General features: G+C 72.5%; 13 protein-coding genes. 11 read left to right on the top strand and 2 right to left on the bottom strand.

Annotation, left to right across the window (positions count from 1 at the left end):
• Positions 1 to 19 precede the first annotated feature (19 nt).
• Complete coding sequence (locus tag ACXET9_RS03055; protein WP_457884716.1) at positions 20 to 1276, bottom strand: Gfo/Idh/MocA family protein; 1257 nt, start codon at positions 1274 to 1276, stop codon at positions 20 to 22.
• Positions 1273 to 2088, bottom strand: a complete 816-nt coding sequence (locus ACXET9_RS03050; RefSeq protein WP_457884715.1) for a ThuA domain-containing protein — start codon at positions 2086 to 2088, stop codon at positions 1273 to 1275. Before ACXET9_RS03050 ends, ACXET9_RS03055 begins: the two co-directional genes overlap by 4 nt.
• A 201-nt stretch (positions 2089 to 2289) precedes the next feature.
• On the opposite strand from ACXET9_RS03050, the gene ACXET9_RS03045 reads away from it, so the two are divergent.
• The 11 genes from ACXET9_RS03045 to ACXET9_RS02995 all read left to right on the top strand — a co-directional run bounded on the left by ACXET9_RS03045 (position 2290) and on the right by ACXET9_RS02995 (position 14569).
• Positions 2290 to 3348 (top strand): LacI family DNA-binding transcriptional regulator, encoded by a 1059-nt coding sequence (locus ACXET9_RS03045; RefSeq protein ID WP_457884713.1) that lies wholly within the window; start codon positions 2290 to 2292, stop codon positions 3346 to 3348.
• The gene (locus ACXET9_RS03040) at positions 3348 to 4358 is read left to right on the top strand and encodes a LacI family DNA-binding transcriptional regulator (RefSeq protein WP_457884711.1); all 1011 of its coding nucleotides are present in this window, start codon (positions 3348 to 3350) and stop codon (positions 4356 to 4358) included. Before ACXET9_RS03045 ends, ACXET9_RS03040 begins: the two co-directional genes overlap by 1 nt.
• 204 nt (positions 4359 to 4562) lie before the next feature.
• Complete coding sequence (locus ACXET9_RS03035) at positions 4563 to 6626, top strand: glycoside hydrolase family 127 protein (RefSeq protein WP_457884709.1); 2064 nt, start codon at positions 4563 to 4565, stop codon at positions 6624 to 6626.
• Between the two features lie 153 nt (positions 6627 to 6779).
• Positions 6780 to 8468 carry an ABC transporter substrate-binding protein gene (locus tag ACXET9_RS03030; protein ID WP_457884707.1) on the top strand — a complete coding sequence of 563 codons (1689 nt, stop codon included), beginning with the start codon at positions 6780 to 6782 and terminating at the stop codon, positions 8466 to 8468.
• 5 nt (positions 8469 to 8473) lie between these two features.
• Entirely contained in the window at positions 8474 to 9499 is a 1026-nt protein-coding gene (locus ACXET9_RS03025; protein ID WP_457884705.1) for an ABC transporter permease, read from the top strand.
• Positions 9500 to 9509: 10 nt separating this feature from the next.
• Entirely contained in the window at positions 9510 to 10481 is a 972-nt protein-coding gene (locus tag ACXET9_RS03020) for a carbohydrate ABC transporter permease (RefSeq protein ID WP_457884703.1), read from the top strand.
• Positions 10481 to 11164, top strand: coding sequence for a YesL family protein (locus tag ACXET9_RS03015; protein WP_457884701.1), 684 nt, complete (start codon positions 10481 to 10483; stop codon positions 11162 to 11164). Before ACXET9_RS03020 ends, ACXET9_RS03015 begins: the two co-directional genes overlap by 1 nt.
• A 103-nt stretch (positions 11165 to 11267) precedes the next feature.
• The gene (locus tag ACXET9_RS03010; RefSeq protein WP_457884699.1) at positions 11268 to 12239 is read left to right on the top strand and encodes a Cof-type HAD-IIB family hydrolase; all 972 of its coding nucleotides are present in this window, start codon (positions 11268 to 11270) and stop codon (positions 12237 to 12239) included.
• Between the two features lie 499 nt (positions 12240 to 12738).
• Positions 12739 to 12942, top strand: coding sequence for a cold-shock protein (locus ACXET9_RS03005; RefSeq protein ID WP_457884697.1), 204 nt, complete (start codon positions 12739 to 12741; stop codon positions 12940 to 12942).
• 168 nt (positions 12943 to 13110) lie between these two features.
• Positions 13111 to 13821 carry a M50 family metallopeptidase gene (locus tag ACXET9_RS03000; RefSeq protein ID WP_457884696.1) on the top strand — a complete coding sequence of 237 codons (711 nt, stop codon included), beginning with the start codon at positions 13111 to 13113 and terminating at the stop codon, positions 13819 to 13821.
• Between the two features lie 130 nt (positions 13822 to 13951).
• Positions 13952 to 14569, top strand: a complete 618-nt coding sequence (locus ACXET9_RS02995) for a biotin transporter BioY (RefSeq protein ID WP_457884694.1) — start codon at positions 13952 to 13954, stop codon at positions 14567 to 14569.
• Positions 14570 to 14572: the final 3 nt, after the last annotated feature.

The raw sequence follows: 14572 nt of genomic DNA, 5'->3' as shown, positions 1-14572 counted from the left end.
TCCGGGCCGACCGTCCGTGTCAGCGACCGGTCGCTGCGAGGCCGCTGCGGCCATCGTTCCACGCCTCCAGGGCGCGGCTGCGTCCGTCGGCCGCATCCGCCGCCCGCGCCGCGGCGAGGGCCTCGTCGAGGAGCTCGTCCAGGAGCACCCGACGGTGCTCGTCGGCCGAGCGCACCGCCGCCTCGACGATCGCCTGCGTCCAGACGTTGTCGTGGACCTCGGCCTCGGGGACCGTGCCCGCGCGCAGCGCCCGGCAGAACTCGTCGAGCGAGGAGTCCAGCTCCCAGAGCTCGTCGGGCCCGGGCTCGCGGCCGACGAGCGCCGCCGCATCCGCAGCACCCGCAGCGTCCTCGACGTCGGCTGCGCCGTCGGACCCGTCGCGCGGGGCGACGGTCGCCGACGGCACGGCGTCCCCGTCCCACTCGACGGTGCCCTGCGGGCAGGACAGCGACCACTCGCCGTTCCAGCTGGTCTCGCGGCCCGGCGACGCCCAGGAGCCCTCGTAGACGTGGACCGCGCCGGAGGAGTAGCGGATCGTGACGCTCGCGGCGGCGTCCCCGTCGTACCAGCTCCAGGCGGGGTTGAAGGAGACCGCGTCGACGGAGACGGGGTCGCCGTCCACGAGCACGCGGGCCGCGTCGAAGGCGTGGATCGCCATGTCGACGATCAGCGGATGCGCCATCTCCTCGCGGAAGCCCCCGAAGCGGGGGGCGCGCGAGAAGCGGGTGCGGACGATGCCGGCGCCGCCGAGCGCGTCGGCCAGGCGCCGTGCCTCGCGCAGATGCGGATTGTGCCGACGGGACTGGGAGACCATGAACAGCCGCCCGGTCGTCTCCGCGTGCCCGGCCAGCGAGACCGCCTCGGCGAGGGTCGCCGCGCAGGGCTTCTCGCCGAGGATCGCGAGGCCTGCGTGGAGGGCGTCGGCGGTGACCTGGTGGTGGGCGGCGGGGATCGTCACGTCGACGACCGCCTCGGCCCCGGAGCGCGCGGCGACGTCCAGCAGATCGGTGCCGACGGCGACGCCGTCGCGCTCGTCGGCCGGCACCAGGTCCTCGACCGCGCGGCGGGCGGACTCCTCGATCATGTCGACGACGCCGACGAGCGACGCGCCGCGCGAGCGCAGCACCGTCCCGATCCAGGCGCGGCCCATGGCGCCCGCGCCGACGACGACGATGCGGACGGGCGCGTCGGTCCCGCTCGCGCCGGGCGCGGAGGAGTGGGCAGCGGCGGAGGAGGCGGTGGAGGCGGAGGCGGCAGCGGAGGAGGGAGCGGTCATGCGTCGGCCCCGTCCTTGCCGGCCGCCTCGGCGTCGCCGACGCCCTGGCCGCCCTCGCCGGTGAGGAACCAGTCGGTCGGGTAGCGGTCGAGGAAGGGCGCGGTGCGGTCCGCGGAGGCGGGTCGCGCCCAGGAGACGCCGTTGGCGATCACGCGGCGGACGTCCGGGTGCTGGTAGACGGGGTAGTCCTGGTCGCCGGGGGAGAAGTAGAAGATCTTGCCCTTGCCGCGGCGGAAGGTGCAGCCCGAGCGGAAGACCTCGCCGCCCGAGAACGAGGAGACGAAGATCAGCTCGTCGGGGGTGGGGATGTCGAAGTGCTCGCCGTACATCTCCTGCTCGGGGATGACGATCGGATGCGGCACGCCCTCGGCGATCGGGTGCGAGGGGTTCACCGTCCACACCAGCTCGCGGTCCGACTCGTTGCGCCAGCGCAGCGTGCAGGAGGTGCCCATGAGCCTCACGAAGGGCTTGGACCAGTGACCGGAGTGCAGCACGATCAGGCCCATGCCCGACAGGACGTGGCGCTGGACGCGCTCGGCGACCTCGTCGGAGACCTCGTCGTGGGCCATGTGGCCCCACCAGGTCAGCACGTCGGTCTCGGCGAGGACCTCCTCGCTCAGGCCGTGCTCGGGGTCGTCGAGCAGGGCGATCCGCGTGGTCACGGAGTCGCCGAGGGTCTCGACGATGCCGTCGCGGATGGCCGCGTGCATGCCCTCGGGGTAGTGGGAGCGGACGCGCTCGTCGCGCTGCTCATGGCGGTTCTCGCCCCAGACGGTGACCCGCAGGGGAGCGGCGGTCGTGGAGGTGGTCATGCGGTGTCCTTCCCGGATCGTGGCGGGCCCTCGCGGCGCCTGCTCCTGTGCTGGCGCGTCCCGAGGCCTCGGAGTGATCGAATCGTATCGACATCGATGGGGTCCATCCTGTCCGCGTCCGCGCCCGAGCGCAAGGGGGTGCGCCAGGCGGTATTCTCCGGGAAGCGCGCGTGCGCAGGTCACGCGCCGGTCAGGAGCGGCATGGTGCCCACGATGCGCGAGGTCGCCGCGCAGGCCGGGGTCTCCATCACGTCCGTCTCCCGGGTGGTCAACGGTCACCCGCACATCAGCGACGACATCCGCGAGCGCGTCGAGGCCGCGATCCGGGAGCTCGACTGGAGGCCCAACCTCCATGCGCGGACCCTGCGCACCGGGCGCACCGGGGTGCTCGCGCTCTCGCTGCCGGATCTCACCACCCCGACCGCCTCGCGGATGGTCCAGGAGCTGGTCACCGAGGCCGCGCGGCAGGGGATGCTGGTCTCGATCGAGCCCTCGCGCGGGCGGGCCGAGCGCGTGCAGCAGACGATCGACGCCCTCGGCGCCTCCTTCGACGGCGTCGTGCACGTCGGCCCGCTCCCGGCCGGCGTCGCGGTGGATTCAGCGCCGGATCCGGCGCTGGGTCCGGCGGTGGCTCCGGCGTCGGGCTCAGCGGTGGTCGCAGCGGCGGCCGCGGGGCCGCGGGCGCTGGTCGGCGTGATGACCGGTGCTCCGCCCGACGAGCCGCCGGCGGGGATGGATCTCGTGGAGGCCGACGAGGCCGCCGCGGCGCTCGCCGTCGCCCGTCATCTGCGCACCCTCGGCCGCACCGCGCCCGTCCTGCTCGGCCACCCGGCCGGCCGTCCCGACGAGCATCTGCGCCGCCTGGCCGAGGTGCTCCCCGGCGCTCCGGTGCTGCGGCCCCGCGACCAGGCCGACCGGGCGGCGGGCCGCGCGCTCGCCGCCGCGGCCCTCGCCGCGCACCCCGACCTCGACGCCCTGGTCTGCGCCGACGACGAGCTCGCGATCGGCGCCCTCTCGCTGCTGCGCGGGCGCGGCATCGGCGTGCCGGATCCGGTGGCGATCGTCGGCCACGGCGGGCTCGAGGACACGGGCTTCACGACCCCGTCGCTGACCACGGTCGATCTGGGGGCCACGGAGATGGCGCGGCGCGCGGTCGACCTCGTGCGCTCACGCCTCGAGGATCCGCGCCGGCCCCTGCAGCGGACTGTCGCCCCGATCTCGCTCCTGCGCCGGGAGTCCACGCTGGGCGGTCCGCGCTGATGGCCCGCGTGACGCTGGCGGACGTGGCCCGGCGGGCGGGGGTCTCCTCGGCCGCCGTCTCCCATGTCCTCAACGGCACCGGCAGCGGGCGCATCCGCGTCTCCGCGGCCACCCGGGAGCTCGTGGCCCGCGCCGCGGAGGAGCTGCAGTACGTGCCCTCGGCGGCCGGCCGCGGCCTCGCACGGGGCTCGTCGGGGCGGATCGCGATCGTCATCCCGAACCTGTTCCAGCCCTATTTCGCGCGCATGGCCGAGGCGCTGATCCTCGCCCTCGAGGAGCGGGGGCTGTCGACGACGATGCGGCTGACCGAGGACGCCGCCTCCGAGCGCGAGGCCGTCCTCGGCAGGTCGACGGAGGGCGCCGACGGCGTGATCGTCTGCCCGCACTTCCTGACCCCCGAGCTGCTGGCCGGCGAGAGCCCTCGGGTGCCGGTCGTGCAGGTGGGCGGTGGGCCGATGGACGGCATCGACTGCGTCGTGATGGGGGAGCTCGACGGCGCCCTCGACGCCGTGCGGCACCTGATCGACCGCGGTCGGCGCAGCATCGCCTATCTCGCCGAGCCCTGGCTCGACGTCGAGCGCAGCCAGCGCTATCTCGCCTACCGCCAGGCCCTCGACGAGGCCGGTCTCGAGGTCGATCCGCGCCGCGTGGTGCGCGGATCCGACTGGGACCGCCGCGAGTCCGGCATGGAGGCGATGGTCGGGCTGCTGCGCACGGGGGTCGAGGTCGACGCGGTGATGTGCGTGAACGACGCCGTGGCGGTCGGCGCGCTGCGGGCCGCCTCGCTCGCGGGCCTGCGCATCCCCGAGGACGTCGCCTTCGCCGGCTTCGACAACACCGAGGAGGCGGCGTTCACGACGCCGCCGCTGACCTCGGTGGATCCGGGCGTCCAGCAGATGGCCTCGCTCGCGGTCGAGATGCTCGCCGATCGCCTCGCCGGCGCAAGCGGTCCCGATCGTCGCGCGACGGCGGCGACGTCGCTGGTCATCCGCGAGTCCACGGGCATCTGAGCGCACTTGCCCCACGGGCCGACGGCGCTGTCCTCGGTGCCGTCCCTGCACCGCCCCTGCACCGTCTTCGTGTCGTCCCGGCGCCGCCTCGTCACCGTTCCAGCGTTGCCCTTCCGTAACCTTTCAACGTTGTGACTCGCGTTGACAACGCTTTATCGCTCCCGCAGGATGAGCCACGTCACCCCGCTTGATGAGGAGCTCACGTTGACCGACGCGATCCGACCGGCCTCCGCCGGTGCCGCCCTGCTGGACCCCGCCGCGCCCGCCGCGAGCGCCGCCCCTGCCGCGAACGACGTCTCCGCCGTGGACGCCGCCCCCGTCGCGACCGCGGCTCCCGTCGTCGCCCCGGCGCTGCCGCGCTCGGGCGCGGCCGGATCCGGGCTGCGTCCGCTGGACCTGCGGGCGGTCCGCCTCGCCGAGAGCGGTCCGCTCGGGGCGTGGCAGCGGCTCAACGCCGAGGCGACCATCCCGCACTGCATCGAGCAGCTCGAGACCTCCGGCGTGATCGACAACTTCCGGCGGGTGGTGGGGGAGTCCGGTGCCCCGCATCGCGGCTTCGTGTTCGCCGACTCCGACCTGTACAAGGTCATCGAGGCGGTCGCCTGGGAGATCGGGCGCACCGGCACCACCGCGCACGACGCCTGGCTCGACGAGATGATCGCGCTGATCGGGCGGGTCCAGGAGCCGTCGGGCTATCTCCACACCTGGATCCAGGGCGTGCACCCGGAGAAGCGCTTCGCCGAGCTCCACTGGACCCACGAGATGTACGTGCTCGGGCACTGGGTCCAGGCCGCCGTGGCCCTGGACCGGGCCAGCGGGCGCAGCGATCTGCTGGAGATGGCGCTGCGCTTCGTCGACCTCGTCGACCGCCGCTTCGGCCCCGGCCGCGAGGACGGGATCCCCGGGCATCCGGAGATCGAGACCGCGCTGGTCGAGCTCCATCGCCACACCGGGGATCCGCGCCACCTGCGCCTCGCCCAGCACCTGGTCGACCAGCGCGGGCGCGACATCCTGCCCGACGAGGGCTTCGGGCACCACTACTACCAGGATCACCTGCCGGTCCGGGAGGCGGTCGACCCGACCGGCCATGCCGTCCGCCAGCTCTACCTCAACGCCGGCGTCACCGACCTCCACCTCGAGACCGGCGAGGAGGCGCTGCTGGCGGTCATGCGCGAGCAGTGGGACCGCGTCCACGAGCGCAAGATGTACCTCTCGGGGGCATTCGGCTCGCGCCATCGCGACGAGTCCTTCGGCAACGACCACGAGCTGCCCTCGGACCGGGCCTACGCCGAGACCTGCGCGACCATCGCGGACCTCCAGTGGACCTGGCGCATGATGCTCGCGGCCGACGATCCCCGCCACGGCGACGTCATCGAGCGCGAGATCCACAACGCCCTCGCCGCCTCGGTCGACGCCACCGGCACGCGCTTCTTCTACTCCAACCCGATGCAGCGCCGTCCCGACCGCTTCTCCGAGGAGAACGCGCCCGCCGAGCGCCAGCCCTGGTACTCCTGCGCCTGCTGCCCGCCCAACATCGCCCGGGCGATCGCGCAGCTGAGCTCCTACGTCGCGGGCGTCCGCTCCGGCGATTCCGGCCCGACGCTCGAGATCCTGCAGCACGCCGCCGCCGACATCGACCTCCCGGCCGAGATCGGCACCGGGATCCTGCGCATCGCGACCGCCTACCCGGCCGACGGGGAGATCCGTCTCGCGCTCGTGCCGGCGGGGGCCCAGGCTCCCGCGCTGCGAGCAGGCGCGCAGGTCGCGCTGAGGATCCCCGGATGGGCGAGCGCCGGCACCCTCGCCGCAGGCGGCCGCCCCGCACGCGGGCTGACCGAGGACGAGCGCGCCCGCGGCCGCGTCGTGCTGCAGGCCGACGAGGTCGACGGCGCGGTGCTCGTGCTCGACATGACCCCGCGCTGGACCGCCTCCCATCCGCGCGTCGACGCGACCCGCGGCTGCATCGCCCTCGAGCGCGGTCCCGTCGTGTACTGCCTCGAGCAGGCCGATCTGCCGTCGGGAGCGGAGGCCGACGATCTCGTCGTCGCCCTCGGCTCCGCCGTCGAGGAGTCGTCCCCGGCGCCGACCGGCGGGACGCTCCCGGCCCTCGTCGTGCGGGCGTCCGCCCGCCCCGATGCCGGCCCGCTCCTGCGCGCCGCCGGCACCGACCCGGAGGAGGGCGTCGCCGTCGACGCCGTCCTCGTCCCGTTCTCGACCTGGGGCGATCGCGGCCCCGGGGCGATGCGCATCTGGTTGCCCACCAGCTGAGCAGCTTCACCCCATGCCGCCCCGGATGACCGGGGTCCGGCCACCGGGCATCCGGTCCCCGGCGTCGCATCCCCGACGCCGGGCACCGGATCCGTCGGCGCATCCGCGTCGGCGTCGTCGGCGCACCGCGCGCCGCAGCCACAGGAGACGATGATGTCCACCTCGCCCTTTCCCACGCCCCGTCCCACGCCCCGTGCCTCGTCCGGCTCCTCGTCCGGACTCTCCTCCTCGGCCTTCGCCCGTCCCTCGCGCCGCACCGTCCTCGGGGGCCTCGCCGCGACCGCCGCGGTCGGCGGCTCCCTCGGCCTGACGGCCTGCGGCGGCGGGAGCTCCGGCAGCAAGGAGGGCGAGCTGCGGATCCTCGTGATCAAGCACCCCCTCACCAAGCCCATGACCGAGATGGCCTGGGCCGCCGAGCTCGAGGAGGCTGCCGGGATCCCGATCGTCTGGGAGGAGGTCTCCGCGGACTGGGACCAGAAGAAGTCGACGATGCTCGCCGCCGGCGACGTCCCCGATCTCGTCGTCGGCACGCAGGCGATCAACGACTCGGACCTGGCGACCTACGGGTCCCTCTTCGAGGACCTCACGGAGTCCCTCGGCTCCCTGCCGAACGTGTCCGCGATGTTCGAGGCGAAGCCCGAGCTGAAGGCCCTCGCGACCCAGTCCGGCGGCGAGATCTACTCGGTCCCCGGCTACAAGCGGTTCTGGCCGCCGACGGTCCAGCACCAGTACATCAACCGCCGCTGGCTCGACGACCTCGGCCTCGAGATGCCCACCACCTGGGACGAGCTGTTCGACGTGCTCGTCGCCTTCCGTGACGGCGACCCCACCGGCACCGGCCAGACGGTCATCCCCATGGACTGGAGCCCCGTCGGCACCGGCGGCTTCGGCTACTTCCAGTCGATCCTGCTGCTGGGCTCCACCGGCCTGCCGATCTCCGGCGGCGGCGGTCAGGGCTACTTCCTCGAGGACGGGAAGGTGGGCACCTTCCTCATCGACGACCGCTACCGCGAGGTCGTCTCCTTCCTCGCGCGCTGCAGCGAGGCCGGGCTCCTCTCCGGCGAGGTCATGACCCAGGACTACTCGACCTACCAGTCGGTCGCCCGCGGACCCGGCGACGGCACTGCGACCGTCGGCTTCACCTGGGGCTGGACGCGCTCGGACCGCTTCGGCCCCGACATCTACGAGCAGTACGAGGCGATGCCCGTGCTGCAGGCCTCCGCCTCGCAGAGCGCCCCCGTCACCTGGAGCTTCGACCAGTACGGGGAGAACTACCCGGGCAACCAGGTGGTCATGTCCGCGACCTCGAAGAACAAGGAGGCGGCGCTGAAGGCCATCGACGCCTTCTACGGGCAGGACATGTCCCTCCAGGTCCTCTTCGGCGACATCGGACCGAACATCGAGAAGACCGGCGACAGCGCCTACCGGGTCCTCCCGGCGGAGGACGGCACCGACCCCTCCACCTGGAAGTGGACCTCGACCCTCGCCGACAACGGTCCGATGTGGATCCGCGACGACATCGAGGTCGAGCTCCCCACCGACCTGCAGGAGGCCACCGAGGAGTCGGTGCCGCTGCAGCCGGCCATCGACAGCATGGACCTGGACGCCGACGTGTATCCGGGGCTCTTCATCAAGATGAGCGCCGACGACCTCAACGCCATGGCGCTGGTGAACACGACCCTCATGAACGTCACGATGACGAAGTTCGCCGAGTGGGTCACCACCGGCGGGATCGATGAGCAGTGGGACGAGTACGTCGCGACCGTCCAGGAGACCGGCGTCGACGACAACATCGCCACCATGCAGTCGTACTACGACGACTACATGGCCACGAAGGGATGACCCCGATGTCCGCCGACACCGCCGCGACGGAGCGCGGGAGCGCCGGGCCGACGTCGGCCCCGGTGCGTCCCGCGCGCGCCGGCAGGGCTCCTGCGGGACGGGCCGACGCCGTCCCGCAGGGCCCGCGCGCCCGTCTCGCGCGCCACCTGCGCCGCTACTGGCAGCTGTGGGCGATGGTCGCACCGGCCATCGGCTTCGTGGCCGTCTTCTCGTACGTGCCGATGTACGGGATCCAGCTGGCCTTCCGGGAATTCGATCCCACCACGGGGCTCACCGGCGGCGACTGGGTGGGGCTGAAGTACTTCATCCAGTTCTTCGAGAGCCCCATGTTCTGGGATCTCATGCGCAACACCGTGGTGATCAGCCTGTCGACGCTCGTGCTCGGGTTCTTCACCCCGATCGCGCTCGCGCTCGTGGTCAACCAGATCCTGCGCAGCCGGATCAAGCGCTTCGTCCAGACCGTCACCTATCTGCCGCACTTCATCTCCGTCGTGGTGATCGTCGGCATGCTGCAGGTGTTCCTCTCGCCGACCTCGGGCCTGCTCACCCGCGTGCTCGCGGCGATCGGGATCGACGACGTGAACTTCCTGGGATCCACCTCGGCGTTCGTGCCCGTCTACGTCCTCTCCGACATCTGGCAGCACACCGGGTGGAACAGCATCATCTACCTCGCCGCCCTGGCCGGGGTGAACACGCAGCTGTACGAGGCGGCCCGGATCGACGGCGCCTCCCGCTTCCAGATCATCCGCAACGTCGACCTGCCGGCGCTGGTGCCGACGATGATCATCCTGCTGATCCTCACCATGGGCGGGGTGCTCAACACCGGGTTCGAGAAGGTGTTCCTGATGCAGAACACGCTGAACCTGCCGGTCTCCGAGGTCATCGCGACCTACACCTACAAGATCGGCATCCTCTCGAGCCAGTTCAGCTATTCGACCGCGATCGGCCTGTTCAACACGGTCATCAACTTCGCGTTCCTGCTGATCGCCAACCAGATCGCCAAGCGCGTGTCCGATACGAGCCTGTGGTGAAGGAGCCGAGATGACCGCCACCGCCCCCACCGTCCCCTCCGGCGCCCCCGGTCCGGCCTCCGTCCGACCCGCCCGCGCCCGTCGGGCCTCCCGGATCGCCTGGTACCGCGACGACCTGCTGTTCAAGATCGCGATCTTCGCGATCGTCGCCGTCGTGCTCTTCGTGACCGTGTACCCGCTGTACTTCGTGACGATCGCGTCGATCAGCGATCCGACCGCCGTCGCCACCGGCAAGGTGTCCTTCCTGCCCCGCGGGATCAGCTTCTTCGGATACGAGCAGATCCTCGACGACTCGCGGATCTGGACCGGCTACCGCAACACGCTGATCTACAGCATCGTCGGCACCGCCCTGAACCTGCTGGTGACGCTCCCGGCGGCCTATGCGCTCTCGCGCCGGGAGTTCCGGGTCAGGCGCCCGCTGACGCTGTTCTTCGCGTTCACCATGTTCTTCAACGGCGGGCTGATCCCGACCTACCTGCTGTACAAGGACCTCGGCCTGCTCGACAACTGGCTGGTGTTCATCCTGCCGTCGGCGCTGAACGTCTACAACCTGATCATCGCCCGCGCCTTCTTCGAGAACTCCCTGCCCGAGGAGCTCTTCGAGGCGGCGATGCTCGACGGCGTCGACTACTTCCGGTTCTTCACCACGATCGCGCTGCCGCTGTCGAAGGCGCTGATCTCGGTGATCGGCCTGTACTACCTGGTCCAGCACTGGAACGACTTCTTCACCGGCCTGATCTTCGTGCGCGACTACGACAAGCAGCCGCTGCAGATCGTGCTGCGCGACATCCTCCTGTCCAACCAGGCGTTCTCCGGCGGTGCCGGAGGCGCCGGAGGATCCGGCGGCGCCTACGGCCAGCAGTACGCCGACCAGATCAAGTACGGCGTGATCATCGTGTCCACGCTGCCGGTGATCATCCTGTATCCCTTCCTCCAGAAGTACTTCGAGAAGGGCGTCATGATCGGCTCGGTGAAGGGCTGATGAGCGCCGACGCCGGCACCGGCACCGGGCGCTCGCCGTGGACGGCGCTGGCCCCGGCGGTGCGCCTGCACATGGGGCTCGGCGAGCTGGCGCTGCGGCTGTTCCTGCTGCATCTGCTGTGGCTCGCGGGGACGCTGGCCGGGGGAGTCCTGCTCGGGATCGGCCCGGCCACGGCCGCCGTCCACGCGGTGCTGCGCCGCGACCGGATGGATCGTCGGCTCGAGGAGCTGGACCGGCCGGTCCCCTCGCGCGCCCGGCTGGGACGCGAGTTCTGGACGCACTGGCGGGCCGGGCTGCTGCCGGCGAACCTGCTCGCGGCCGTGCTCGGGGCGGGCTGGGCGGTCATCGCCGTCGACCGCTGGGTGCTCGGGCCGGGGATCGGCGCCGCCACCCCGTGGCTCAGCGGCGTCGTCGTCGCCCTCACCGTCGTGCTCGCCCTCCTGAGCGCGGTGGTGTGGCCGCTGCAGGCGCACTTCTCCGACCCGCTGCCGCGGCTGCTGCGGATGGCGCTCGTGCTGCTGCTCGCCCGTCCGCTGCGGACCCTCGCCGTCGCGGGCGTGCTCGCCGCGACGATCGCCGTGTGGGGCGCGGTGCCGGGACTGGTCCCCGTCTTCGGCATCGTCCTGCCGGCCTGGGCGATCACGGCGATCTACTGGAGGGCCGGCGTCCTCGCGACGGAATGAGCCGGGATGATCCCGCGATGAGCCGAGGCCGACGACGGGCCGCCGCAGTGCCCCACGGCACGCCGGCGGCCCGTCGCCGCGCCCGGGATGCTCCAATGGGAGGGTGACGCAGACTCGGAACTCCGCCCCTTCGCCGACCCCGGACCCCTCGCAGGCCCCCGCCGAGGCCCCCGCCTCGTCGGCCGCTCCCACTCCCGCGACCGCCCCGCGGCCCTGGACCTCCATCCCCGCCGGCGGGCAGGACGTCCGCCTCGTCGTGTGCGACATGGACGGCACGCTGCTGACGCCGCAGGGCGAGGTCCCCGCCCGCTTCTGGGCGCTCCAGGAGCGCCTGCGCGAGCGGGGGATCCTGTTCGTCCCCGCGAGCGGACGCCAGCTCGCGACCCTCGAGGGCACCTTCGGCGGAGAGCGGGGCACGACGACCTATATCGCCGAGAACGGCACCGTCGTCGTCCGCGACGGCGAGATCGTCGCGACCGTCGTCGTCGACCGCGCGACCGTGCTCGAGGTCGTCGACGCGGTCCGCCGGCTCGTCGCCGACGGCGCGCACGACCTGGGCCTCGTGGTGTGCGGGGCCCGCACCGCCTACGTCGAGCGCACCGACGAGGCCTTCCTCCGCGAGGCGCGCACCTACTACCGCAGCCTCGAGGTGGTCGAGGACCTCGCGACCGTCGCCGACATCGAGGGCGGGATCCTCAAGCTCGCGGTCCATGACGCCGTCGACGCCGAGGCCACCGCCCGGGAGGACGCCTTCCGTCGCTTCGAGGAGACCCAGCAGGTCGTCGTCTCCGGGCGGCACTGGATCGACGTCATGAACCCGGCCGCGGACAAGGGCCGCGGCGTGCAGGCGCTCCAGCGGGAGCTCGGGATCGCCCCGGCGCAGACCGCCGTGTTCGGCGACTACCTCAACGACCTCGAGATGTACGCGCAGGCCGACTGGTCCTTCGCCATGGCGGCGGCCCACCCCGACATCATCGCCGCGGCGAACTACCTGGCCCCCGGCAACGACGAGGACGGCGTCGTGCGCGTCCTCGCGCACCTGCTGGACCTCGAGCTCGACGCCGACGGGCGCTGAGGGCAGGCACCGAAGGCAGGCACCGAGGGCAGGCGCTGAGGACGAGCACTGAGGACGAGCGGCGGCGGGCCCCGAGGGGCGAGGCGGTGAACCCGGTGGAGCGGGGCGATGAACCTCGGCGGTCGAGGTCGTGCGCTGGATCACAGGAGTCCGGTCTCCGGGGTCCGCGTGCCGTACGCTCGAAGTCGTCGTCCGCGATCACCGGCTCCCAGCCGGCGGGACACGGCCCCGCAGGGGGTCGCATCGGTCCCGGTGGACGGCGCGCACGGCGCAGGACCCCTCGGGGGCTGACCGACGACGGTCGCGCTCATCACGACGAGAACGGGTTCCCATCACACACTCCGCAGCCGGCCCCACCCTGCACCCACCCCAGACCACACCTCGGCGCGCCTCCGCATGGAGCGCGTCCCGTCGAGGTGCCCAGACTCCTGAGCGGCGCTCGTCGCGACGGACATCGAGTCACGACCGTGGCCCGAAGCAGACAGAAGGAAATACCGCCATGGCAACTGGCATCGTCACCTGGTTCAACTCCGACAAGGGCTACGGCTTCATCGCTCCCGAGGACGGCTCCGCCGATGTGTTCGCGCACTTCAGCGCCATCGTCGGCACCGGCCGCCGCGACCTGGTCGAGAACCAGCGCGTCGAGTTCGAGACCGAGCGCGGCCCCAAGGGCCTGCAGGCTGTGAACATCCGCGCTATCTGAGCGTCCTCCGCCGCCCGTCGGCCGCGGTCCTGCGGGACGCGGTGACGGAGACGGAGAACGAGCCCGGCGACGCCCGGACCTGCCTCGTGCAGGCCGGACGGCGCCGGGCTCGTCCTGTTCCGGGGCCCCTTCCGGCACGCTCCAGGGTTCGCCTGCCACCATGGCGGGATGGACCTCTCCCGTCTCGCCCAGGACGTCTGGGACCGCATCCTCCCCGGCACCGCCCCGACCGGCGGCTGGTGGGTGCTCGCCGCGATCGCCGTCGCCCTCGCGCTCGTGGCGCTGCCGACCGCCTGGCGGTTCGCCCGGCTCGGGGTCACGATCGTCCACGAGCTCGGGCATGCGATCGCCGGGATCCTCATGGGCCGACGCTTCACCGGCTTCGTCGTCAGCGCGGACATGTCCGGGCACGCGGTGACCGTCGGCCCCCGCCGCGGCGTCGGCCGCGTCGTCTCCGCCTGGGCCGGATATCCCGCGCCCGCGCTGCTCGGCGCCGTGCTCGTGCAGGTGGCCCTCCACGGCTGGGCCCGCACCGCGCTCTCCGCGGCGCTGCTGATCCTGCTGATCTCGCTGATCTTCTCCCGGTCCCTGCACACCGTGGCGACGGTGCTCGTCGCGATCCTCGGCCTCGGCGCCGCCTGGTGGTGGGCGAACCCGACGACGACCGCGCTCATCGTCCTCGCCGCCGGGGTCTTCCTGCTGGTGGGCGCCTGGCGGCACGTGCTCGCCGTGATGCGTGCGAACCGCGGCGCCGACGATCCCGCGCAGCTCGCCCAGCTCACCCCGCTGCCCGCCTGGGCATGGATCCTCAGCTTCCTCCTGGTCCTCGCCGCCTGCACCTGGTGGTCCTGGACGGCGCTGGCCCCGCACCTGTTCTGACGTCCGGCCGGACCCGACGCCCCGTCGGCCGAGCACGTCCGCCGTCTCATGCCGGGCATCGCCGCGTCGCACCGGACGGCCCCGGTGACCTACGCTGTGCTGTCAGCGATCGCCCGATCCAAGGAGTCCGATGACCTCGCTCGCCCTTCCCGCCCGCCGTCCCGTGCTGGCCGATGCCCTGATCGCGCGCTCCTCGCGCGTCAAGGACGTCGCCCTCGTCCTCGGAGGCGCGCTGCTGGTGGCGCTGCTCGCGCAGGTGACGATCCCCATGCCGTACGTGCCGATCACCGGGCAGACCCTCGCCGTGATCGTCGTCGGCTCCGCCCTCGGGGCCCGTCGCGGCGCCGCCGCCCTGACCACCTACATGGTCGCGGGACTGGCCGGCCTGCCCGTCTTCGCCGGCTTCAGCGGGAGCCTCGCGATGGTCATGCAGCCGAGCTTCGGCTTCATCGTCGGCTTCATCCCCGCCGCCGCGCTCGCCGGCTGGTTCGCCGAGCGCGCCTGGGACCGTCGGGCCTGGACCGCGATGCTCGGCTTCGTCGCCGCGAGCGTCGTCCCTTTCCTCATCGGCGTCCCCTACATGGCCTACATCCTCAACGTCGTGATGGGCCTGGGCATGGACTTCTCCGGCATCATGGCCGCGGGCGTCACGCCCTTCATCGCGGGCGGCGTGGTCAAGGCCGCGATCGCCGCGGTCGCGATCCCGCTGGCCTGGAAGGGCGTGCGCTCGCTCGACGAGCGCGCCTGATCC

Source organism: Brachybacterium netajii (SeqCode), from assembly GCF_054114245.1.
Note: the sequence above shows the minus strand (reverse complement) of the source record. Positions and strands in the feature narration are given on the sequence as shown.

Coding starts and splice junctions, on each gene's coding strand:
- ACXET9_RS03055 (WP_457884716.1), bottom strand. CDS start 1,276: ATGACCGCTCCCTCCTCCGCTGCCGCCTCCGCCTCCACCGCCTCCTCC.
- ACXET9_RS03050 (WP_457884715.1), bottom strand. CDS start 2,088: ATGACCACCTCCACGACCGCCGCTCCCCTGCGGGTCACCGTCTGGGGC.
- ACXET9_RS03045 (WP_457884713.1), top strand. CDS start 2,290: ATGGTGCCCACGATGCGCGAGGTCGCCGCGCAGGCCGGGGTCTCCATC.
- ACXET9_RS03040 (WP_457884711.1), top strand. CDS start 3,348: ATGGCCCGCGTGACGCTGGCGGACGTGGCCCGGCGGGCGGGGGTCTCC.
- ACXET9_RS03030 (WP_457884707.1), top strand. CDS start 6,780: ATGTCCACCTCGCCCTTTCCCACGCCCCGTCCCACGCCCCGTGCCTCG.
- ACXET9_RS03025 (WP_457884705.1), top strand. CDS start 8,474: ATGTCCGCCGACACCGCCGCGACGGAGCGCGGGAGCGCCGGGCCGACG.
- ACXET9_RS03020 (WP_457884703.1), top strand. CDS start 9,510: ATGACCGCCACCGCCCCCACCGTCCCCTCCGGCGCCCCCGGTCCGGCC.
- ACXET9_RS03015 (WP_457884701.1), top strand. CDS start 10,481: ATGAGCGCCGACGCCGGCACCGGCACCGGGCGCTCGCCGTGGACGGCG.
- ACXET9_RS03005 (WP_457884697.1), top strand. CDS start 12,739: ATGGCAACTGGCATCGTCACCTGGTTCAACTCCGACAAGGGCTACGGC.
- ACXET9_RS03000 (WP_457884696.1), top strand. CDS start 13,111: ATGGACCTCTCCCGTCTCGCCCAGGACGTCTGGGACCGCATCCTCCCC.
- ACXET9_RS02995 (WP_457884694.1), top strand. CDS start 13,952: ATGACCTCGCTCGCCCTTCCCGCCCGCCGTCCCGTGCTGGCCGATGCC.